This is a genomic window from Streptomyces hiroshimensis (genome assembly GCF_014650335.1).
In the GTDB taxonomy this organism is placed as follows: Bacteria; Actinomycetota; Actinomycetes; order Streptomycetales; family Streptomycetaceae; genus Streptomyces; species Streptomyces hiroshimensis.
Genome location: NZ_BMUT01000011.1, coordinates 71639 through 93520 on the forward strand (window position 1 = coordinate 71639; position 21882 = coordinate 93520).

Annotated in this window: 20 protein-coding genes; 13 read left to right on the top strand and 7 right to left on the bottom strand. The window is 73.2% G+C overall.

What is annotated here, in order from left to right; all coding sequences use genetic code 11:
- Positions 1 to 92: 92 nt before the first annotated feature.
- Positions 93 to 1019, bottom strand: coding sequence for a phytoene/squalene synthase family protein (locus IE241_RS23990; RefSeq protein WP_190023894.1), 927 nt, complete (start codon positions 1017 to 1019; stop codon positions 93 to 95).
- Positions 1020 to 1158: 139 nt separating this feature from the next.
- Between IE241_RS23990 and IE241_RS23995 the strand changes: the two genes are divergently transcribed.
- The 3 genes from IE241_RS23995 (at position 1159) to IE241_RS24005 (ending at position 3394) form a co-directional block, all read left to right on the top strand.
- A complete protein-coding gene (locus tag IE241_RS23995) occupies positions 1159 to 1554 on the top strand; it encodes a YunG family protein (protein ID WP_190023895.1) in 396 nt (131 codons plus the stop codon).
- A gap of 107 nt (positions 1555 to 1661) precedes the next feature.
- Positions 1662 to 2483, top strand: a complete 822-nt coding sequence (locus IE241_RS24000; RefSeq protein ID WP_229899720.1) for an SAM-dependent methyltransferase — start codon at positions 1662 to 1664, stop codon at positions 2481 to 2483.
- Positions 2484 to 2584: 101 nt separating this feature from the next.
- Complete coding sequence (locus tag IE241_RS24005; RefSeq protein ID WP_190023896.1) at positions 2585 to 3394, top strand: lysophospholipid acyltransferase family protein; 810 nt, start codon at positions 2585 to 2587, stop codon at positions 3392 to 3394.
- Positions 3395 to 3543: 149 nt separating this feature from the next.
- Here IE241_RS24005 and IE241_RS24010 read toward each other — a convergent pair whose 3' ends face one another.
- On the bottom strand, positions 3544 to 4074 hold the full coding sequence (locus IE241_RS24010; protein WP_190023897.1) for a pyridoxamine 5'-phosphate oxidase family protein: 531 nt from the start codon (positions 4072 to 4074) through the stop codon (positions 3544 to 3546).
- A gap of 93 nt (positions 4075 to 4167) precedes the next feature.
- Between IE241_RS24010 and IE241_RS24015 the strand changes: the two genes are divergently transcribed.
- Positions 4168 to 4887: a hypothetical protein gene (locus IE241_RS24015; protein WP_190023898.1), complete on the top strand. Its 720-nt coding sequence runs from the start codon at positions 4168 to 4170 to the stop codon at positions 4885 to 4887.
- A gap of 328 nt (positions 4888 to 5215) precedes the next feature.
- Positions 5216 to 6817, top strand: coding sequence for an ABC-F family ATP-binding cassette domain-containing protein (locus tag IE241_RS24020; RefSeq protein WP_190023899.1), 1602 nt, complete (start codon positions 5216 to 5218; stop codon positions 6815 to 6817).
- A 76-nt stretch (positions 6818 to 6893) separates the two neighbouring features.
- Here the strand turns inward: IE241_RS24020 and IE241_RS24025 are convergent, their stop codons facing one another.
- Positions 6894 to 7670, bottom strand: coding sequence for a class I SAM-dependent methyltransferase (locus IE241_RS24025; protein WP_190023900.1), 777 nt, complete (start codon positions 7668 to 7670; stop codon positions 6894 to 6896).
- A 217-nt stretch (positions 7671 to 7887) separates the two neighbouring features.
- Between IE241_RS24025 and IE241_RS24030 the strand changes: the two genes are divergently transcribed.
- Positions 7888 to 8829 (top strand): peptidoglycan recognition protein family protein, encoded by a 942-nt coding sequence (locus IE241_RS24030; RefSeq protein WP_190023901.1) that lies wholly within the window; start codon positions 7888 to 7890, stop codon positions 8827 to 8829.
- Between the two features lie 54 nt (positions 8830 to 8883).
- Here the strand turns inward: IE241_RS24030 and IE241_RS24035 are convergent, their stop codons facing one another.
- The gene (locus IE241_RS24035) at positions 8884 to 9798 is read right to left on the bottom strand and encodes a GNAT family N-acetyltransferase (protein WP_190023902.1); all 915 of its coding nucleotides are present in this window, start codon (positions 9796 to 9798) and stop codon (positions 8884 to 8886) included.
- Positions 9799 to 9908: 110 nt separating this feature from the next.
- Between IE241_RS24035 and IE241_RS24040 the strand changes: the two genes are divergently transcribed.
- Complete coding sequence (locus IE241_RS24040) at positions 9909 to 11579, top strand: GMC oxidoreductase (protein WP_190023903.1); 1671 nt, start codon at positions 9909 to 9911, stop codon at positions 11577 to 11579.
- A gap of 198 nt (positions 11580 to 11777) precedes the next feature.
- Here the strand turns inward: IE241_RS24040 and IE241_RS24045 are convergent, their stop codons facing one another.
- From IE241_RS24045 to IE241_RS24055, 3 genes are all read right to left on the bottom strand, one after another.
- The gene (locus IE241_RS24045; RefSeq protein WP_229899723.1) at positions 11778 to 13952 is read right to left on the bottom strand and encodes a PIG-L family deacetylase; all 2175 of its coding nucleotides are present in this window, start codon (positions 13950 to 13952) and stop codon (positions 11778 to 11780) included.
- A 302-nt stretch (positions 13953 to 14254) separates the two neighbouring features.
- The gene (locus IE241_RS24050; protein ID WP_190023904.1) at positions 14255 to 14986 is read right to left on the bottom strand and encodes a response regulator; all 732 of its coding nucleotides are present in this window, start codon (positions 14984 to 14986) and stop codon (positions 14255 to 14257) included.
- On the bottom strand, positions 14983 to 16167 hold the full coding sequence (locus tag IE241_RS24055; RefSeq protein WP_190023905.1) for a sensor histidine kinase: 1185 nt from the start codon (positions 16165 to 16167) through the stop codon (positions 14983 to 14985). The genes IE241_RS24050 and IE241_RS24055 overlap by 4 nt, the downstream gene beginning before the upstream one ends.
- Positions 16168 to 16367: 200 nt before the next feature.
- On the opposite strand from IE241_RS24055, the gene IE241_RS24060 reads away from it, so the two are divergent.
- The 6 genes from IE241_RS24060 (at position 16368) to IE241_RS24085 (ending at position 21842) form a co-directional block, all read left to right on the top strand.
- Positions 16368 to 16613, top strand: coding sequence for a hypothetical protein (locus IE241_RS24060; RefSeq protein WP_190023906.1), 246 nt, complete (start codon positions 16368 to 16370; stop codon positions 16611 to 16613).
- Between the two features lie 94 nt (positions 16614 to 16707).
- Complete coding sequence (locus IE241_RS24065) at positions 16708 to 17268, top strand: cupin domain-containing protein (RefSeq protein WP_190023907.1); 561 nt, start codon at positions 16708 to 16710, stop codon at positions 17266 to 17268.
- 128 nt (positions 17269 to 17396) lie between these two features.
- Complete coding sequence (locus IE241_RS24070) at positions 17397 to 18548, top strand: alpha/beta hydrolase (protein WP_190023908.1); 1152 nt, start codon at positions 17397 to 17399, stop codon at positions 18546 to 18548.
- 62 nt (positions 18549 to 18610) lie between these two features.
- Positions 18611 to 19252 carry an ArsR/SmtB family transcription factor gene (locus tag IE241_RS24075; RefSeq protein ID WP_190023909.1) on the top strand — a complete coding sequence of 214 codons (642 nt, stop codon included), beginning with the start codon at positions 18611 to 18613 and terminating at the stop codon, positions 19250 to 19252.
- A complete protein-coding gene (locus tag IE241_RS24080; protein ID WP_190023910.1) occupies positions 19249 to 20628 on the top strand; it encodes an MFS transporter in 1380 nt (459 codons plus the stop codon). The genes IE241_RS24075 and IE241_RS24080 overlap by 4 nt, the downstream gene beginning before the upstream one ends.
- 56 nt (positions 20629 to 20684) lie before the next feature.
- Positions 20685 to 21842: an alpha/beta hydrolase family protein gene (locus IE241_RS24085; protein ID WP_190023911.1), complete on the top strand. Its 1158-nt coding sequence runs from the start codon at positions 20685 to 20687 to the stop codon at positions 21840 to 21842.
- Positions 21843 to 21882 lie beyond the last annotated feature (40 nt).

Sequence of the window (21882 nt, forward strand, 5' to 3'; positions counted from 1 at the left end):
ACCGCAGCCCGAACACCAACGGGTGATCGCTGCTACGGGTGAATCGCGGTCAAGAAGCTCCCAAGTCACCCCCGAGGATGCTCGAAGCGCCCTCAGAGGCCGCGCCGCCGAGCGGCCCGTGCACGGCCGTACTCCCCGAGGAGCACCCGCAGGGCCGCACCGGCCGAAGGGCGCGCCGACCCCCGCAACAGGCCGCAGCCCTTCGCCGCCGCGGCGTCCGCGGTGAGCACTTCCAGCTCCACCATCGCGCGCACGAACGGACGGCCGGCCGGTGCGGTGAGGCCGGCCAGGCGGCGCGCGGCCAGCAGGTCATGGCGCGCGCGGCGCAGCTGACCGGCCAGGAGCGCCCGCACGGCCGGAGTGTCGCGTGCCGATTCCAGGTCGCTACGGGAGACGCCGTGCTGCTCCAGGGTCTCCCGGGGAATGGCCAGGCGCCCGCCCTCCAGGTCCTCGGCGAGGTCGTTGACGAAGTCCAGGCGCTGGCTGCCGTCGATGTACGAACGGCAGGCCGCACGGAACGCGCCCGGGTCGGTGCCCGGGTCGAGCAGGTCGGCGACGAGCATGAACGCCGGCAGCGAGTAGGCGTCGACGTAGTCCTGGTAGTCGCCTTCCGTCGCGAACCCGGTGAAATCCAGATCGGTCACTGCGGCCCCCAGGAAGGCCTCGACCGCTGCGGCGAGCCCGGGGCGGGCGGCGACCGTGTGGAGCACCGGCCGGATCACCGGATGGTCCGCGCGCCCGGTGGCCAGGGCCTCGCGTACGTCCTTCTCCCACACGGTGTAGGCGGAGGCGCGCTCGGCCAGGGTGCTGCCGCCGTCGAGCACGTTGTCCGTGTGGTGCATGAAGGCGGTCATGGCGATGACATGCGGGACGGCCGCACCGGGCAGCAGCAGCCGGACGGCCACGTAGGCGTGGCGCCGGTAGCGCGCGACGAGGGCGCGCTGCCGGGTGTAGTCGTCGCGCAGTTGCCGGTCATGGACGCCGGCGGCGTCCAGCGCCTTGTCCCACGTGCTCGTCATGGATCCCTTTTCCCGTCCGCTGGTTCCGGCCGCTGCGGGCCACGGAGGACTGTACGTCGTACGTCGTACGTCTCGCGGACGGGGACCGGGAGGGTGCTGCCGCGGTGCGTTGTCAGTGGTCGCTGTCAGGATGCAGGGCATGACACCGTGGCTTCTCACCGACATCGAGCGTGCCGTCCGCAGCAGTTGGGGCGCCGACACGTGCACCCCTGAGTACCGGTCGCAGTGGACACCGGACAATCCGGCGCGCGATCAGTGCGGCGTCACCGCGATGGTCCTCAACGACCTGCTGGGCGGCGAGCTCATCCGGGGGGAGGTCCGTGTCGAAGGCGTACAGACCGACTTCCACTGGTGGAACCGGCTCGGGGAGGGTGTGGAGATCGACCTGACCCGCGAGCAGTTCACCCCCGAAGAGATCGTCACGGGCGGCCTGGTCATACCGCGGCCCCCCGAGATCAAGCGCCTCCGCGAGGAGTACGAGCTTCTGCGCGGACGCGTTCTGGAGAAGCTGCTGCGGGGCGCGGCTGCGCACTAGGCGCGCGGGGGCGGGCGCTGCCCGATCATGGCTTGTTCGTCCCTGTGTTCGCCGTCGCACAGCAGTGAGGCTGATCTTGACCGATCCTGCGGGCGAGAGGAGCACTCGTGAACGACGAAGCGACGCGCAGCTACTACGACTCCGGCGATGTCGACGCCTTCTACGACGCGGTCTGGGGCGGGGAGGACATCCACACCGGCATCTACACCCGGCTCGGCGAACCCATCGCCGACGCCTCCCGCCGCACCGTCGAGCGGGTCGCGGACCGGCTCGACGGCAGCCTCGGGCCCGGCAGCGCCGTCATCGACCTCGGTTCCGGATACGGGGGGACCGCCCGCAGGCTCGCCGAGCGCTTCGGCTGCCGCGTCGTCGCCCTGAACCTCAGCGCCGCCCAGAACGAGCGGCACCGCGCGGTCAACGCCGAGCGCGGCCTGGCCGGCCGCGTCGAGGTCGTCACCGGCTCCTTCCACGACATACCGTTCCCCGACGGCCACTTCGACGCGGTGTGCTCCCTGGAGGCCTTCTGCCACAGCACTGACCGGCCGAAGGTGCTGAGCGAGGCGGTCCGGGTGCTCAAGCCCGGGGGCGCGCTGGCCTTCACCGACATCATGGCCTCCGAAGGCACGCCCGCGGAGGTGCTCCACCCGGCCGTCTCCCGGCTCGGCGTGGACGCCCTGGCCACCGTGTCCTTCTACCGCGAGCACCTCGCCGGCCTCGGCCTGTCCGATATCGGATTCGACGACCACACCGGTCAACTGGTCAACCATTATGTCCGGCTGACCGAGGAGACGGCGGCGCGCGCGGAGGAGCTCCGCGGGCGCATCAGCGCCGCCTACCTCGGCCACCTGCAGGAGAACCTGCCCGTATGGGTCGACGCCGCACGCCGAGGACGGCTGCAGTGGGGCGTCCTGCACGGGCGCCGTCCGTAATCAATCAGCCACGCTCTGGCTCAATCGGCCTTCTCCCCCTGATCCATACCCGCGAGTAGCGTGCCCGGGCGCGGGGGGCTCTCTGGGAGAAGGGCGTTTGCATGTTCTATTGCGCGTTCAAGGCCGTGGTGCTCGTGCCGCTGCTGCGGTGGCTCTTCCGGCCGAGGGTGGAGGGGCTGGGCCGGGTCCCGCAGCACGGCGCGGCGATCGTCGCGGGGAACCACCAGTCGTTCACCGACCAGTTCCTGATGGGCGTGACCCTCAGGCGCCGGATCAGCTTCCTCGCCAAGCAGGAGTACTTCACCGGCCGCGGCCTCAAGGGCAGGCTCGCCGCCGCCTTCTTCCGCGGGCTCGGCGCGATACCCGTCGACCGCTCCGGCCGCGGCGCGGGCCAGGCCGCCGTCGAGGAGGGCGTGAAGGTGCTCGGCCGCGGCGAACTCCTCGGCATCTTCCCCGAGGGCACGCGCTCGCACGACGGCCGGCTGTACAAGGGCAAGGTCGGGGTCGCGGAGATGGCGATCCGGTCCGGCGCGCCCGTCGTCCCGTGCGCGATGATCGGCACGTTCGAGGCCCAGCCCGCGGGGCGGCGGCTGCCGCGCCTGGTGCCCGTCACCGTCCGCTTCGGCGAACCCCTGGACTTCTCCCGCTACGCGGGCATGGCGGACCAGCGGCACGTGCTCCGCGCGGTCACCGACGAGATCATGTACGCGATCCTGAAGCTGTCGGAGCAGGAGTACGTCGACGTGTACGCCGTCGATGCCAGGGCCCGGCTGAGCGCCCACGGCTCCGGCGAGGTCCGCGCCGAGGTCCTGGGGAGCACACGGTTCGCGCCGGGCCCGGACCGCCCGCTCGGCGAACACGGAGCTCCGGCCGGGCACGCGGCTCCGGAAGAAGGGCGCACCGCGGCGTAGCGGGAGCGCGAGGAGGACGGAGGGGGCACCCGTGGGGACGGGCGCACCGGGCGGCCGGCGGCAGCTCCGCCGGACCGCCCGGCAGTGCCCTCCGGCACACACTCGCCCGTCGCCCGGACGAACCACCCGCCGCCCCCGTCGCCCGTCGCTCAGACCAGCCACTTCCCGTCACGCATCAAGTGACGGCCACGGAGCTCGGGCTCCTCGTGCCACGCCTGCACGGCACGCGGCAGCACCTTGAAGTAGACGTACGCGTCACCCTCCTTGCGGGGGTCCCAGCCCAAGCGCCCGGCGAACGCGTCGGCCGCCGCGGCCGGCACCTCCTGCGCGCTGTGGGTCTCCACGTCGCCGTCGATGAGGACGACGTCGCGCGTGTGCCCGAGGGCGAGCCGGGCCCGGCCGCCCTCCCGCAGGTTGCGGCCCGTCGGGTTGGCCGGCCGGGTAGCCATCCAGATCGCCTCCCCGTCCCACAGGAAGCACAACGGCACCAGGTACGGCACTCCGTCGGCGCCGGCCGAGGCGACCCAGATGTCCAGCTCCCGGCCCAGCCGCTCCAGGACGTCCCGCTTGCGCTGCGCTCCACTGCGGATCTCCGGGGTCCGCGGGCCCCGGACCGTTTCCGGGACCTGTCCGGCCGTCTCCGGTTCGATCTCCGATTCGATCTCCGATTCGATCTTCATGCCCGGACGCTACAGGCGCGGGCTCCCGTGCGCCTCGGGCCGCGGCCGTAGGGCCGTCGACCGACCCCGCCCGGGCCCGTAGGCTGCCCGCTCATGAACGACGACGTGCGCAACATCGTGCTGGGCCTGGTCGCCAGCGGGATCAGCGCTGCCGCGGGCTGGTTCGTCCGGACGCTCCTGTGGCGGCGCCGACTCCGGCGCAAGCAAACCTTCTTCGGCCTGCCGGCGGGCTCCGAGTGCCTGCTCGTGGTCAACCAGGACCCGAGCGCGAGCGGCTGGGGCGTCGCGCGGCAGGACGCCTTCGCGCTGCTGGAGATATCCGCGCTGATCAAGGAGTGCGGGGCGCACGCGGACATCGTGGCGCACGACGCCGCCCGCCAGGGGATCGGCGTGCGCACCGAGTTCTGCGTCGGCGGGCCCGTGTCGAACCGGCGCACCGAGGCCCACCTGCGCGCGCTGCTGCCCGGCGTCGAGGTGAACGCCACGCACGGGGGCCCCGACGGGGGTGCACTCACCATCGGCGGCGAGACATACCGGGTCGACAAGGGCACGGCCGAGTACGTCCTGCTCGCCCGGCTGACCGGGCCGGGCGGCAGCCGGCCGGTCTTCCTCGCCTCCGGCCAGCGCAGCGTCGCCAACCAGGCGGCCATAAGGTATCTGGCCCGGCACCACAGGCAGCTCGCCCACCGCCACGGGCTCGACGGCACCTTCTGCCTCCTGCTGAAGGTCGTGAACTCGGACGCGTACGGACCGGACATGGTGGAACTGGTCGCCGACGTCACCGAGGCGACTCGTCGGGGAACACCTTCGTGACCACCTTGCCGTCGGCCGCCAGATAGCCGTAGAGCATCCCCTCTCCAGCGACCGTACGGCCGCCTCGACCGCGGCCACGCTGCCGCCGCCGTCCCGCAGGACCTTCCGGCCGGCGCGGAGGGCGCCGGCCAGCGGCGGCGCGGACGGTTGCGACAGCGAGGGAAGCGCCACCGCGACGGCGTCATCCGGATGCCACGCCGAAATCCGGATGCGCACGCCGCACTCGCGCGGCTACCCTCGCCCGCATGTCTACGCCCCGCATTTCCTAGCTCAAGGACCCGATTCCACGCCACCCGTGTGTCCTTGAGCTTTTCCGGAGCGTAATTACATGATCACCGTTCGCGGTGCCGACGTCCGTGCCGGCGCCCGTCTCCTGCTGTCCGGCGTCTCCTTCCACATCGCCCCCGGCGACCGCATCGGCCTGGTCGGCCGCAACGGCGCGGGCAAGACGACCCTGATGAGGACCCTGGCCGGCGAACTCCGGCCCGCCGCCGGAGACATCACCGTCACCGGCTCCCTCGGCTACCTCCCGCAGGATGCGCAAGCCGCCGACCCGGCCACCGTCCTCACCGACCGGATCCTCTCCGCCCGCGGCCTGGACCGGGCCGTCCGTGCCCTGCGGGCCGCCGAAGACGCCATGGCCCGGGCCGGCGGAGCGACCGCCCAGGAACGGGCCATGGCCGCGTACGCCCACGCGGAGGCCGACTTCCAGGCCCGCGGCGGGTACGCGGCCGAGGCCGAGGCCGCCCGAGTCGCGGCCGGCGTGGGGCTGCCCGCCCGCAGCATGGGCGAACCGCTGGGCGCCCTGTCCGGCGGGCAGCGGCGGCGGGCCGAGCTGGCCCGCATCCTCTTCGCCGGCCACGGCACCCTGCTGCTCGACGAGCCGACCAACCACCTGGACGCCGACGCGACCGCCTGGCTGCGTACCTTCCTGACGGGCCATCAAGGCGGGCTGGTGCTCATCAGCCACGACACCGGCCTGCTGGCCGACACCGTCAACCGCGTCTTCCACCTCGACGCGCACCGCACCATCATCGACGTCCACAACACCGGCTGGAGCGCGTACCTGGCCCGGCGCGGGGCCGACGAACGGCGCCGCACCCGGGAGCGGGCGAACGCCGAGCGCAAGGCGGCCGCGCTGCGCAACCAGGCGGACCGGATGCGGGCGAACGTCGCCACCGCCGTCGCGGCGAAGAACATGGCCCGCCGCGCCGACAGGATGCTCGCCGCCCTCGAACCGGCCCGCCGGACGGAGCGGACCGCCAGGATCCGGCTGCCCGAACCCGCCCCCTGCGGGCGCACGCCCCTCGGAGCCGTCAGCCTCGCCAAGTCCTACGGCGGCCGGAGCGTCCTCGGCGGCGTCGACCTCGCCGTCGACCGCGGCAGCCGCCTCGCCGTCCTCGGCCTCAACGGCGCCGGCAAAACCACCCTGCTGAAGATCCTCGCCGGGCGCGAGACACCCGATGGCGGCCGCGTCGTCCACGGCCACGGCCTGCGCCTCGGCTACTTCGCCCAGGAGCACGAGACCCTCGACCCCGCGCTGACGGTGCGGCAGAACCTGGCCGCGGCCGCTCCCCACCTGAGCGACGGGGAGGCCCGGCACGTCCTCGGAGCGTTCCTGTTCGGCGGTGACGACGCCGACAAGCCGGCCGGAGTGCTCTCCGGAGGCGAGCGGACCAGGCTGGCCCTGGCCGGCCTGGTGCACTCCGGTGCCAATGTGCTGCTGCTGGACGAGCCGACCAACAACCTCGACCCGGCCTCGCGCGACGAGGTCCTCGCGGCGGTCGGCTCCTACCCCGGCGCTCTGGTGATGGTCACGCATGACGAGGGTGCCGTGGAGGCGCTGCGCCCGGACCGGGTCCTCCTGCTGCCGGACGGCACGGAGGACCTCTGGGACGAGGGCTACCTGGGGCTGGTGTCCTCGGCCTGAGGCCCCGGCCTGAGGCCCCGGCCTGAGGCTCCGGTCGGTGGGGCTGATCGGTGCGGCTGACCGGTGGGGCACGGCGTCAGACGGGCTTGCGGGCCTCGATGAGGAAGCGCGCCGAGTGGGCGATGAAAGGACCTTCCGCCGTGATGCGTTCGTGCAGTTCGCGCAGCCGGTCGCGGTACCGGCCGACGGTGAAGCCGGGAACCATCCAGATCACCTTCCGCAGGAAGTAGATCACCGCGCCGACGTCGAAGAACTCCATCCGCAGGGACTCGGCGCGCAGGTCGACGACGCCGAGCCCCGCCGCCTCCGCCTCCCGTCGCTCGTCGTCGGGGTGCCGCTTGCGCCGTACCTCCTCCGGCTGCGGGCCCAGGAAGTACTCCACCAGCTCGAAGGCGCTGGCCGGGCCCACGTGCTGCGCGAGGTACGTGCCGCCCGGCCGCAGCACGCGGGCGATCTCCTCCCACCACACCGTCGCGGGGTGACGGCTGGTCACGAGGTCGAACGCCTCGTCGGCGAAGGGCAGCGGAGGCTCGTCGGCATCGGCGACCACGACCGCTCCGAGGGGGTGCAGCAGCTTCGTCGCCTTGGCGACATTGGGCGGCCAGGACTCCGTGGCCACCATCGTGCGGGGCAGCTTCCGCGCGCCGGCGAGGACCTCCCCGCCGCCCGTCTGGATGTCGAGGGCCGCGTCTGCGCGGGCCAGGCGTTCGCTCATGGTGCGCTGATAGCCCCAGGAGGGACGTTCCTCGGTGGCCCGGCCCTCCAGCCAGGAGAAGTCCCAGCCGGCCACGGGGGCGGCCTCGGCCTCGGCCACCAGGTCGTCAAAGCTTCGTGACGTATCACTTCGTGACATATCAGAAGTAATACCGCAACAGGGACTCGGAGGCTCGGGGGAGGGAGGCGGGGGAGGGGTGCCAGGGGATGGGGCTCAAGGGCTCGGTGGCGGCCTTCACCACCGGAGGGACTCATTCCCGGTGGGGCGCGGCATGGGAACGGGCATACCGCGAACAGACGTGCGTGTCGCCGTGCGGTGCGGCGCGTACCCCACCCCCCAGCCCCGAGGAGTCGTGATGGCCTGGTACCCGGGCGCCACGAAGATGGAGCTCCAGCCGGAGTCGGACGACCAGCCGGCGATCCGGCCCACCCAGTTCATCCTGCACAGCGTCGGCGCGCCGTGGACCTCGCGCCGCATCTATGCATTCTGGCACGAAAGCACCAATCTCGAGTCGCATTTCGGCCTCGGTTACGGAGGCGACCTCGCGCAGTACATCGGCACCCAGACCCGCGCCGACGCCAACTACCGGGCCAACCTGCGCCCGGACGGCAGCGGGGCGGTGAGTATCGAGACCGCCTCCAACCTGGAACACACCGACCCGTGGACCGACCGGCAGGTCGACAGACTCGTCGAGGTCGGAGTGTGGCTGCACCAGTACCACGGCCTGCCGTTACGGGTCTGCCGCTCCTGGGACGAACCCGGCTACGGATACCACCGGCTGTTCCCGCAGTGGTCCACGGGCGGCACGGCCTGTCCGGGCGACGCGCGCGTGGGGCAGTTCCACGACGCGGTCTTCCCCGCCATCGTGGCCCGGGCCTCCGGCAGGCCCGCCGATCCGCCGCAGCCGGGCGGGGCTCCGCGGACGCTCGGCGAGTACAGCGACGCGCAGACCGCCCTCGTCCCCGGCGCGTGGACGACCCTCTCGGTGGGCGGCGAGGCCTTGATCAGCGGCGCGAAGGCGTACACGGCGACGGTCTTCCTGACCGTGACCGTCCCGGCGGGCAGTACGCTCCAGGGCCGCTTCTATCACCAGCGGGCGGACGGCTCCCGCTGGAACGGCCCGATCGTCGAGCGCATCGCGACGGTGGGCGCGTCCTTCGTGGACTTCACCCACCAGGGGTCCGTCTCCGAAGGGGAGACCGTCCGCTTCGAGGCGTGCTACGACCCGCCGGCACCGGGCGTACGCGACCCGGGCACGGTGGCGACGTCGCGGGCGCGCGGGTTGTACTGGACCTGACCTGACCTGACCTGACCTGACCTGACCCGACCTGGCACAGGAGATCCGGCCGGGTCAGGCCTGCGGCGCTCCCGGCCCGGCCGGCTCCGCGATCAGCGCCGTGCCCGCGCGGCGGAAGCCGGCCCGGGCGTAGATCCGGGCCACGTCGTCGTCGCCGGCGGACAGGAAGACGGTCTCCGCGCCCCGTGCCCGCGCATCGGCGACCAGGGCCGCGGTGACCGCGAGGCCCAGACCCTGCCGGCGCACGGCGGGCAGCGTCCCGATGCCGACCAGCTCGGTGACCGCGCCGACCGGCTGGTGCATGCCCGAACACAGGGCCGTGTCGCCGCGGACGGCCGCGGCGAGCACCGTCAGGCCCGCACGGATGCGTGCCGCCAGACGGTCCGCCGTGCCGTCCCGCGCGGCGAGCCGCTCCGCCGCCTCCAGTTCCTCGGTGCCCGTGGGCCCCACCGCGGTGCCGGGCTGGGAGAAGGCGAGCGGGCCGAGGGCCACCGCGCTCGGCAGGGCGGGGTCGTCCGGGGCGAGCAGCCGGACGGCAAGGCCCTCGGGCAGCACGGGATCGGCCGGGGCGGTGCCCGGTTCGAGCACCATCAGGGGGTGCTCGTGCACCGTCAGCCCCGCCTCCTCGGCGGCCGCCCGCAGCGCGGGCGTCGTCTCGGCCACCCACTCGAAGCTCTCCGGAAGGCCGAGTTCGCGCTGGCGGGCCCGGACCCGGAGCAGGTCGGCAGCGCTCACCGGTCCGGAGCCGGCCGGGCCCCGGGAGGGGCGGGCGTAGTACGGCCAGCCCTCGCCCTCGCGGACGAAGAGGGTGAGCGGGCCGAAGTCCTCGGCCCGGGCGGTGCTGCGCGGCACGCTGTCGTAATAGCCCTCCAGGCGGTCGAGCAGCCCGGGGCCGGGGGAATCGGAGGTGTGCGCGGAAGGGCGGACGGAAGGGCCGGCGGAAGGGGCGGCGGAAGAGTCGGCAGGCATCACGACAGGCATCCAACACGCGCCGTACGCCCCGCCGCCACCCCATTTCACCGCACCCCGATCACGTACACCCTGTAGTCGATGGTTAACGCCCCGCTATCCTGGGCCCGGTGTCGAGGAGACCAGATCATGTCACCGGGGCCGCAAGCGCCCGCCTGTCGCGCCGCCGTCTGCTGGGCTGGGCCGCCTTCGGCGCCGCTTCCCTTACGGGGGCGACCACGATCACGGCTGCGGCCGGGCCCCGGGTGTCCGCCGCCGCCGACCCGGTCGGCAGCGGTGCGTTCGTACCGGCCGTGGTGGTCGGCACCGGCTACGGGGCCGCGGTCACCGCCCTGCGGCTGGGGGAGGCCGGCGTCGGCACGCTGATGCTGGAGATGGGGCAGCTGTGGAACCGTCCCGGGCCGGACGGCAAGGTCTTCTGCGGGATGCCCGACCCCGACCGCCGCTCCACCTGGTTCAAGAACCGCACCGAGGCGCCCATCGCCTCCTTCCTCTGGCTCGACGTCGTCAACCGCACCATCGAGCCTTACGCGGGCGTGCTCGACCGCGTGAACTTCGGTCAGATGGGGGTGTACGTGGGGCGCGGGGTGGGCGGCGGCTCGCTCGTCAACGGCGGTATCGCCGCGACGCCCAGGCGCTCCTACTTCGAGGAGGTGCTTCCGCAGGTCGACGCCGGCGAGATGTACGGCCGTCACTTCCCGCGCGCCCTCGCGATGCTCAGGGCGAACGAGGTCGCCGCGGACTGGTTCGAGCAGACGGAGTGGTACCGCTTCGCCCGCGTCGCGCGCGAGGCGGCCGCGAAGGCGGGGATGAGGACGAGGTTCGTCCCCAACGTCTACGACTTCGCCTACATGCGGCGCGAGGCGGCGGGCGAGGTGGCGAAGTCCGCGCTGGCCGCCGAGGTCATGTACGGCAACAACCACGGCAAGCAGAGCCTGGACAAGACCTATCTCGCCGCCGCCCTCGGCACCGGCAAGGTCACCGTCGAGACCCTGCACCGCGTCACGGCGGTCCGCCGCGAGGAGGACGGCACGTACGTCCTGAGCGTGGACCGGATCGATGCGGAGGGGCGGCGGCTCGCGCGCAAGGAGATCGGCTGCCGGTACCTCTTCCTCGGCGCCGGAAGCCTCGGCTCCACGGAGCTGCTGGTCCGGGCCCGCGACACCGGCACCCTGCCGGACCTCGGTGCGGAGGTCGGCGCGGGCTGGGGGCCGAACGGCAACGTCATGGCCGGCCGGGCCAACCCCCTGCTGCACCCCACCGGCGCCCGTCAGTCGGCCATCGCCGCGACGTGCGTCGACGACTGGGACCACCCCGCGGCGCCCGTCTTCGCCGACGTCGCGCCGCTGCCCGCGGGCTTCGAGACCGGGATCAGCATGTACCTGGCCGTCACCAGGAACCCCGAGCGCGGCACGCTCGTCCACGACGGCGCCACGGACCGCGTACGGCTGCGCTGGGAGCGGGAGCAGAACGCCCCCGCCGTCGCCGCCGCGAAGTCCTTCTTCGACCGGATGAACAAGGCGAACGGCACCGACTACCGCTACGACCTCTTCGGCCCGAGGGCCAAGGCCTTCGGGGACGACTTCTGCTACCACCCGCTCGGCGGCTGCGTCCTGGGCCGGGCCACCGACGCCTACGGGCGGGTCGCCGGATACCGCCACCTGTACGTGAACGACGGCGCGCTGATCCCGGGCTCGATCGGCGTGAACCCGTTCGTGACCATCACGGCGCTGGCCGAGCGGAACGTCGAACGGCTCGTCGCCGAGGACATCGCGCGATAGGCCGAGGGCATCGCGCGACCGGGGACATCGCGCGACCGGGGGTGCCGGCGCCGGACGCCCGAGCGCCGGGCGCCTCACCCCTCGTACAAGCCCCCCGTACGAGACCCCTCGTACAAGCCCCCCGTACGAGACCCCTCGTACAAGCCCCCCGTACGAGACCCCTCGTACAAGCCCCCGTACGAGACCCCCGTACGCGTCCTACGACTGGACGTTCGTCTGCTGCGCCTTCCCGTCGTGGGCGATCCAGTCCGTGAACGCGTCCTTGCCCGAGCCGCGCAGCCGCGCGCTGCTCAGCTTGTTGTCCAGGCCCATGACGACGACCGCGACCGCATTGCCCTTGGCGTCGAGCGCGACGCCGGGGACGCCCCGGAACGGAATGCCCTCCTTGCCCCACGGACCCGGCCGGCCGGAGCCGGCGGACAGCCGTACGCGGCCCTTGCGGTCGTGGTCGGTGAGCACGGTGGTGTTCCCGGACTGTCCGACGGAGACCCGGCCGTGGCCGCTGAGCGGCTCGCACTGGGCGGAGACGCGCCAGCCCTTGTCGTCGCCGAGCCGGTCGGCGACGAGCACCCGGGAGGTGTTCGGCTGACGCAGGGCCATGCGCATGCCGCCGTTCGCGAGCGGGACGAGGCTCAGGGGGCCGGTGGCGGTGGGGAGCTTCGTCGCCTCGGCCGGCTGCAGCGGGCCGCCGGAGCCCTGGGACATCCAGTGGTGCACGGTCTTCGTGTCGGCGGCGACGAGGTGGATCCGGCCCTGGCTGTCGAGGGCCGCGTCGAGCCCGTCCTCGACCCTCACCTGGGGGTCGGCGGAGGGGAGGGTCTCCCACTCGGAGAAGTCCTTGCCGCCGGCGCCGCTGCGGAAGCTCACCTCGCCCTCGAAGGTGCGGACGAAGACGTGGACCGTGCCGTCGGTGCCGGCGACGGCGACCGGGTAGCCCATCTCCATCGAGCGCTCGGGGTCCTGCTCGGGCGAGCCCAGCGACTCCCAGGAGCCGAAGGCCGGGGTGCCGCCGGAGCCGCCGCCGCTCTGCAGCGCGGTGACGACCTCGCGCCGGTGCGGCGTGTCCTTCCCGGGCAGCACGGTGCGTATGGAGAACAGCTGCAGGGTGCCGTCGGAGTGGCGCAGCGCCTGCACCTGGCCCTCCAGCATCGAGCCGCCGACGGAGGTGGGGGCGGACCAGATGCCGCTGCCCGCCTTGGCCTCGGTCCAGCACTGTGCCGCGCCGTCGAGGATCGCGAACGCCGCGAGGCGGCCGTCGGGCAGCGGCTGCACCCAGCGCATCGTGCCGGTGGCGCGGTGGCGGCAGTTGCTCGACCAGCCGTGGTACTTGGTCCCCGAGGTGCGGCCCACCTTGCGGTCGCCGCAGCCCGCCGTGTCGCCGCAGTCCTTGCCGTCGGCCCAGCCGTAGGTGTCGAGGAACTTGAGCTTGTGGTCGGTGGTGGCCTTGTCGAGGTTGCTGGGGAGGTGGGAGACCTCGTAGCCGACGTAGCTGTCCACGGCCGTGGGCCGGGCGTGCTTGCGGCCCCAGTACTCGGCGAGCGCGGCCTGCGCGAAGAACGCCGACGTCGTGTGGTCCTGGTGGTCGTACTTGGCTATGCCGCGCAGCTCGGGCGGGGTGTTCGGGAACTCCGGCGGCTTCGGCAGGTGCGTGGGGTTCGGGTCCAGGGTGCGGACGACGGTCGGCTGGTAGCGCTCGAAGATCGCGACGAGGGTGTCGATGAGCTGCTTGCGGCCGTACTGGAAGGTGCTCCTGACCGGGCTGCCGGCCGGCAGGAGCGTCGTCAGCTGCGGGGCCGCCCCGAGCCACAGGCCGCGCAGGCTCTCCTTGCGCGGGTTGCGCAGGGTGCGGGCCTCGACCAGCTCCAGGAAGATCAGCTGGACCTGGGGGGCCGCGCGCAGGGTGTGCAGCTCGACCTGGATGCCGGGCAGGAGGGACAGGGCCTCCACGGTCCAGGGGCTGAGCCAGTCGCCGGTGGCCATCTGGGCCGTCGCCTCGCGGAAGCCGTTGAGCCGTGCGCGGACGAACTCGCCCCGCTTCTCGGGCAGCCGCTTGTAGCCGCGGGCGCCCGACAGCTCGTTGCGGCCGTCGGACTCGCCGCCGGTGAGGCAGACCGTCACGGAGGGGCCGCCGCCGAGGATCGACTGCTCCAGCTCGGGATTCATGAAGTAGAGCGAGTCGTCGGGGTGGGCGATGACGTGTACGAACGACTCGGACGTCGTGGCCTTCGCGGGGCGTACCGGGGTGCTGTCCTGCGTGGCCTTCTTCTTCGCCTCCGGGGAGAGCCACTGCCAGGCACCGACCGCACCGGCTCCGACGACGATGCCGCCGCCCGCGACCTGGAGTACACGTCGGCGCGGTATGTGCCCAGGCACAGGTCTTCCCCCACTCTCCCGCGCGTGATGCGCGGGTAGAAAAGCAAAGGGGCGATTAGAACTAATCGCCCATGGATCATGAGTTCGATCCTATGACCGGCAACCTGCTGTTTCCCCGCTGTTTTGTAACAGCCGTACGTCGGCCGCATGTAGTTTCGTAGGCGGTTGCGCAACACCGCCCCACGGTCGCGACAGGGTGACCGACGGTCGCGCGGCGGTAGCGGAGCGGCTTGTGGAAAGCGCTTGTCCGGTCTTCTTCGCGGGCTGTGCCGGGGGTGTGCCGGAGCCGGCTCCGGCGGGGCTCAGGCCTCCGCGCCGGGGCCGCCCGCGTCATGGACGAGCAGGGCGATCTGCACCCGGTTGTTGAGGCCGAGCTTGGTGAGGACGCGCGAGACGTGCGTCTTGACCGTCGCCACGCTCATATAGAGCGCACCGGCGATCTCTGCGTTCGACTGCCCGCGCCCCACGCAGGCCGCGACCTCCCGCTCCCGGTCGTTGAGCCCGGCCAGCAGGGCCCGCGCGCGGTCGCCGCGGGTGTCCCGTTCCTGCTCCGTGACCCGGGTGATCAGCTGCTGTGTGACGGCGGGGGAGAGGACCGGCTCGCCGGACGCGACCCGGCGCACGGCGGCGACGATCTCCGCCGGCGGGGTGTCCTTGAGGACGAAGCCCGCCGCCCCGGCGCGCAGGGCCCGCAGCACCTGCTCGTCGGCGTGGAACGTCGTCAGGACGACGACCTCCGGGGCGCCTTCGCGGCGGCGCAGCTCCTCGGTCGCTGCCAGGCCGTCCACCGAGGGCATGCGGATGTCCATCAGCACCACGTCGGGCGTGTGCCGGTCGACCAGGGCGGCCACCTCCGAGCCGTCGGAGGCTTCCCCGACGATGCGGATGTCGGGCAGGCCGCCCAGCATGAACGACAGCCCGGCCCGCACCAGCGGATCGTCGTCCACGAGCAGGACCCGGATCGGCGGGGCCTGCGGGGGCTGCGGCGAGTGCGGAGGCTCGGGGCTGTGCGGCGGCTGCGGGACGACGTTCATGGCCGCCACGGTAGCCAGCCGTCGACGCGGAAGCCGCCGTCGGGCGTAGGGCCGTGGGAAAGACGGCCGCCGGCGAGGGCGGCGCGCTCGGCCAGCCCGATGAGACCCTGCCCGGACCCGGGCACGGCTGCGCCGCTCCCGTCACCCGGCGGATTGCTGATCCCGAGCGTCAGCCCCGCCTCCGGGGAACCCTCGACTATGACGCTCACCGCCGCCCCTCCGGCGTGCTTACGGGCATTGGTGAGCGCCTCCTGCACGATCCGGTACACCGTGCGGCCCGTGGCCTCCGGAACCGAGGGGGCGTCCGTCACCCGCTGGTCGAGCTTCACCTCTGTGCCCGCCTGACGGGACTCCTCCACCAGCTCCTCCAGCGCCGCCAGGGTGGGCTGCGGGCGGTCGCCCCCGCCCTCCGCGCCGGGGGCGCGCAGCACCCCGATCACCTCGCGCAGATCCTCCAGGGCCTGGTGCGCACTGTCACGGATCACCCCGGCGGCCCGGGCCACCTCCGCGGGCGGTGCGTCCGGGCGGAACTCCAGCGCCCCCGCGTGCACGCACAGCAGCGACAGCCGGTGCGCGAGGACGTCGTGCATCTCCCGGGCGATGCGCTCCCGGGCCAGGCGCTGGGCCCGCTCCGCCCGCAGCTGCGCCTCCGCCTCCGCGCGCCGGGCGCGCTCGCGCAGCGACAGGACCAGCTGGCGCCGGGACCGGACGAACATGCCCCAGCCGATGACGGTGAGGACCAGCAGCACGCCCGTGGCGGTCGCTGCGGGGAACCTCAGGGTGGGGTCGGGGCGGATCGCCGCCTGCAGCGGCTCGCTGATCAGGGCGAGCCCGCCCACGGTGGCCACGGTCCGGAACGGCCGGTGCACCGCCACCGTGAACACCGCGACGAGCATGGCCCCTGCGGCGGTCGGCACCACGATGCTCACGACCAGCAGCGTCACCGCGAGCGGCACCGGCCACCGGCGGCGCATCCACAGCGCGACGCAGGCCAGGGCGCCCACGATCTGGTCGGAGAAGAGGAGCGCGCGCGAGGCGTCCGGATCCTTGCGCAGGGCCTCGGCGGCCAGTATCCCGATCACGGCCGCGAGGGCGATGCAGAGGATGTCGACCGCCCAGTCGCGCACACTGCGCGACTTACGCGGCCGCACCTCCGCCGTCTCCTCGGTCTTCACGTCCATGAACAGCCAATTTACCGACGCGGCGAGCGGACCGGAGGCGCCGGACGGAGGCCCGATACCAAAGTTGCACGAGGCGGGACCTTGGATGATTCGGGCGGGACCTTGGGTGATCCGAGGGGCCGCGGGCGGCTACTTCGGTTCGCGCCGCGCAGCCTTCCGGGCGATGACCGGGGCAGTGCGGCGGCAGGAGCATGGCGGGTATGAAGAAGCTGCTCGAAGGCGTCGGCATCATCCTGCTCCTGCAGGGGCTGGGCGGCGTCGTCCACGGACTCACCGGCTGGCTCCACTACTGGGTGGTCGTGCGCTACCTGGGATTCCTCGACGGTTACGAGATGTACGTGAGCATCGTCCTCGCCGTCCTGGGCACGGCCCTGCTCATAGCCTCGGACGCGGTCAAGCCCGAGGCCGGGGCCGGGGCCGGTTCCGCCGACCGGTCCGGCGGCTGAGGGGGGCGACGGTGAGGGGCGGAGAAGGTGAGGGGCGGGACGAGGAAGGCGATTCCGGGGGCGTCCGGGCGTGGGGCCGCGCGAGAATGCCCTCATGGCTGACAGGACTCCCGGCACTTCGGAACTGGTCGCACTCCTCGGCCTCCAACCACACGTCGAAGGAGGGTGGTTCCGCGAGACGTGGAAGACCTCGCGCGAGGCGGTCCCCGACGGCTACGGCGGGCCGCGGGCGTTCGCCACAGGCATCCACTACCTCCTCCACCCCGGCGAGGTATCCCGCTGGCACCGCGTGCGCTCCGACGAACTGTGGCTGTGGCACCGCGGCGGCCCGCTGCGGATGCGGCTCGGCGGCTCCGGTGACGCACCCGACGACGCACCCGACGGGAAGGGGGCCGCCGAAGCGATCGTCGGGCCCGGCGTCGAGCGGGGCGAGCGACCGCAGTTCCTGGTGCCCGGCGGCGTGTGGCAGTCGGCCGAGCCCGCGGGGGACGAGCCGGTCCTGGTGACGTGCGTGGTCGCGCCGGGCTTCGACTACGAGGACTTCGAGGATTCCGGGGACCCTGAGAGCTCCGGAGACCCTGAGAGCTCCGGAGCCTCCGAGGGCTCTGGAGGCTCTGAAGCCTCCGGCGACTCCGGGCGCCCTGCGCGGGGGTGACGGCGCGCGCCCTCGCCGACCCCCTACTGAGGTATCACTCCACGGTTGGCTCCGTGGGGTGACGCAGCTCCGGGCACCCTCTTCCTAGCTTTCCCTCCGTCACGCCACGGGACGAGGGAGAGACATTCATGGGCCGCTTCAAGCGCACGCTGGTCGCCGCAGCTCTGGCCACCACGGTGGTGGCCGGCACGGCGGGCTGGGCCGTCGGCAACGAGCAGGCCGTGGTCACCGGCCCGCCCGCCGGCGCCGAGGCGTGGCGAGCGGACCACTCGCTCCACCGCGAGCTGCCGGACCCCGCGACGGCGGCCCCGCGTACGGTCGCCGCGTTCTTCGCCGGGCTCACCGAGGCGCAGCGCAAGGACCTGGCGGCCCGTCACGCTCTGGTCGTCGGCAACCTCGACGGCGCACCCGTGACCCTGCGGTACGAGGCCAACGCCCGCGCGATAGCCGCCGAGCGGGAGAAGGCGCAGGCCGCGGCCGCGGACTCCGGCCTGCCCCGCTCCGTGCGGGCAGAGGCACGGGAGCGGGCCGACCGCTGCGAGCGGCTGCTCGCGCCGGGCCGCCGGATCCTGGCCTTCGACCCGCGCGGCCGCGGCCAGGTCGCCGAGGTGTACGGCGATCTGGCGACGGCCCGGCACACCGCCGTCATCGTGCCCGGCTCGGACATCGACCTCCGCACCTTCGACCGGACGAACGACCGCTACGGCACCCCCGCCGGGATGGCCGCCTCCCTGCGGGCCGAGATGGAGCACAGGGCGCCCGGCACCCCCACCGCGGTCATCGCCTGGGCCGGCTACACCACGCCCGTGGGCCTCGGCGTGGACGCCGCCACCGGCCGGCTCGCGCAGGCCGGGGCCGTGCGCCTGGAACGCCTGCTCGCCGGGCTCGCGGCGGCCGCCGCCTCTCCCGCCGCGCCGCCGCCCGCCGTCTTCTGCCACAGCTACGGCTCGGTGGTCTGCGGCCTGGCCGCGCCCTCCGTCGACCGCACCGAGGCCGCCGATCTCGTGGCGCTCGGCAGCCCCGGCATGCGGGCCGACTCCGTGGCCGGGCTGCACACCGGCGCCCGCGTCTGGGCCGCCGCGCGCAACTCCTCGGACTGGATAGGCAACGTGCCCAACGTCGACCTCTTCGGCCTCGGCCACGGCACCGACCCCACCTCCCCGGGGTTCGGCGCCCGCGTCGTCCCCACCCGCGGCGCCCACGGCCACACCGGCTACTTCGCCCCCGGCACGGAATCCCTGCGCAACTTCGCGGACATCGCCCTCGGCACCTACGCCTAGACCCGGCCTCAGACTGCCAAGGTTTCTTTGCAAAGAAACCTTGGCAGTCTAGAGTGCGGGGAATGACCCATGTCGTTCTCGACGCCAAGGGCCTGCGTGCCCTGGCCCACCCCGTACGCGTGCAACTCGTGGGGCTGCTGCGGCTGTACGGCCCCTCGACGGCCACCCGGCTCGCCGAGCGCCTCGGCCTGGCCTCCGGGGCGACCAGTTACCACCTCCGGCAGCTCGCCGCCGCGGGCTTCGTCGAGGAGGACGCTTCGCTGGGCAACGCCCGCGAACGCTGGTGGCGTGCCGTCCACGAGGCCACCGTGATCGACGACGACGAGCTCGCCGAGCAGGAGCCGGAGGCCATGCTCGGCTATGTCCAGGGCATCGTGGCCGCCCACACCCTCCGCGCCCAGCTGGCCGTCGCCGCGTACCCGGCCCTGCCGAAGCCCTGGCGGGACGCCTTCAACATGAGCGACTGGAATCTGCGGCTCACCCCGCAGGAAGCCGCGGAGCTGTCCGGGGAGCTCCGTGCGGTCATCGAACGCTACCGGCAGCACGCGCCCGGCGCGGACGCCCCCGCGGACAGCGAGCACGTCGCGCTCACCCTGCACCTCCTGCCCGACCCTGCCGTCGCGGAGGGCCATGCGGAGGGCCGTACGGAGAGCGGCGCGGGAGCCGGTGCGGGAGCCGGTGCCGACGGGCGGGAAAGGTCATGACCCCGCCGGCGCCGCAGCGCGGCCGGATATCCGGCCGCCCGCCGCACCCCCGTCGCCCGGACGGAGCTCCAGGCGCTTCCTCCGCAGGCCGCAGCATCCGTCCGCTCGCCGGAGTCCTCGCGGCGACGGCCGTCTCCCTGACGGGCACCCGCGTCTCGGCGGTCGCCCTGCCGTGGTTCGTGCTCGTCACCACAGGCAGCGCCACGCAGACCGGACTCGTCGCCTTCTGCGAGATGACTCCGTACGTCCTGGTCAAGATGTTCACCGGCCCCCTGGTGGACCGCGTCGGACCGCGCGTCGTCTCCTGGACGGCCGACACCCTCAGTGCCGCCGCTGCCGCGCTGATCCCCCTGCTCCACGCCCTGGACCTGCTGCCGTTCTGGCTGCTGCTCGGCCTCGTCGCGTCGATCGGCGCCGTGCGCGGGCCCGGCGACCTGGCCAAGGAGATCATGGTGCCGGAGGCGGCGGAGCGCAGCCGGGTCCCCCTGGAGCGGGCCACCGGCCTCTCCGGCGTCACCGAGCGCCTCGCCTCCACGGTCGGCCCGGCGGCCGGCGGCGCGCTGGTGGCGCTGCTCGGCCCCATGGCCGGCCTGGTCGTCAACGCCGTCTGCTTCGCCCTGGGGTCGCTCGTGATCGCGCTCGCGCTCCCGCGCGGCATGGGCCTCGCGGCGCCGTCCGGCGACGCGCCCCCGGACGTCGGGACGGGCGAACCGGCAGGCTACTGGCGCCGCTTCGGCGAAGGCTTCACCTTCCTGCGCGGCGAGCCCCTGCTGCTCACGATCATCGTCACGGTCGGCATCACCAACCTCCTCGAGGCGGGCTTCATGACCGTCCTCGTCCCCGTGTGGGCCGAGGACTCCGGCGGCGGACCCGCGGCCATCGGCCTCACCAGCAGCGCGGCGGGGATCGCATCCGTCTGCGGCAGCGTCGTGGCCGCCGCGCTCGCCCACCGGCTGCGCCGCCGCCCCGTGTTCTTCGCGGGCTTCCTGCTCGTGGGGGCGCCGAAATTCGTCGTGCTCGCCTGCGATGCGCCGCTGTGGGCGGTGCTCGTGGTGTTCGCGGTCGGCGGTTTCGGCGGCGGGTTCCTCAACCCCATCCTCGGCGCCGTGTCCTTCGAGCGGGTGCCGCGCGCCCTGCTGGGCCGGGTGCGGGCGCTGGGCGACTCCCTGGCCTGGGCGGGCATTCCCCTCGGCGGTCTGCTTGCCGGACTCGCCGTCACGTCCGCCGGCCTGGTGCCCGTCCTCCTGGCGAGCGGGGCGGTGTACTTCCTCACCACCAACCTGGCCGGACTGCGCCCGGAGTGGCGCGAGATGGACCGCCGGCGCGGTGCCGGCACCCCTCGCGAAGTGCCGGAGGACATTGCCGTACGAAGTTGATCATCTCCGACCCGAGGGTGACGGCAGGAGTATCACGGCCGTATAACGTGATGATCATGTTGTGGAAATCGCGTAAGACGTCGCGGAGGTCCTTCGTGGCCGCCGCGCTCCTGATGGCCTTCGCCGCGCCCCAGATGCCGGCCGTGGCCGCGGCGGCGGGACGGGTCCCCGAGACGCCGTCGGCCGGCGCCCCGGCCGAGGTCCCGCCCCAGGTCCCGGCCCCCACGGGCAAGCAACCGGTCGGGACGAGGACCCTGCACCTCGTCGACACCTCGCGCCCCGACCCCTGGAAGCCCGCCGCCGGCAAACGGCAGCTCATGGTCTCGCTCTGGTACCCGGCGCGGCACCAAGGCGACCGGAACGCCCCCTTCGTGTCGAAGGAGCTGTCCAAGCAGGTCATCGGCAAGGAGGATCTCGCCGGTATCCGCACCAACTCCACCCTGGGCGCCGCCCCGGCCCGCAAGCCCCGGCCGCTGGTCGTCCTCTCGCCGGGCTTCGGCATGAGCCGGCTGACGCTCACCGCGCTCGGCGAGGACCTCGCGTCGCGCGGATACGCGGTGGCCGCGGTCGACCACACCTACGAGGCCCCCGTGGAATTCCCCGGCGGGCGCATCGAGACCTGCGAGATCTGCGCGAAGCCGGACATGGCCGCAGTCGTACGGAACCGGGCGAAGGACTTCTCCTTCCTCCTCGACCGGCTGACCGCTCCCGGCAGCCCGCTCGCAGTCGACCGCGACCGGATCGCCGTGGTCGGACACTCCGTCGGAGGCGCGAGCGCGGTCGAGGCCCTGCGCGGCGACAAGCGCGTGGACGCCGCCGTCAACCTCGACGGCGACTTCCCCGTCGACCCGCCCGCCGGCGCGGTCAACAAGCCCGTGCTGCTCTTCGGCGCGCAGCGGGCCGGGCACATGGAGAACTGGAACAAGAACTGGCAACTGCTGACGGGCTGGAAGCGCTGGCTCGACGTGCCCGAAGGCGGCCATATGACGTTCACGGACGTCCCCTGGATCGCGGACCGGTTCGCACTGCGCGACCAGCTCCCGCCGGACCAGGTCGCCGGCGCCTACGGCAGCCTGCACGGCACCCGCTCGACCGCGCTCACCCGTGCGTACGTGAACGCGTTCGTCGACCGGCACCTGCGCGGCGTCCCGAGCCCGCTCCTGGACCGGCCGTCCGCGGCCTACCCCGAGGTCACCTTCATGAAGAAGCCCTGACGGTTCATGAAGAAGCCCTGACGGCCCCCTGGGGGTGGTG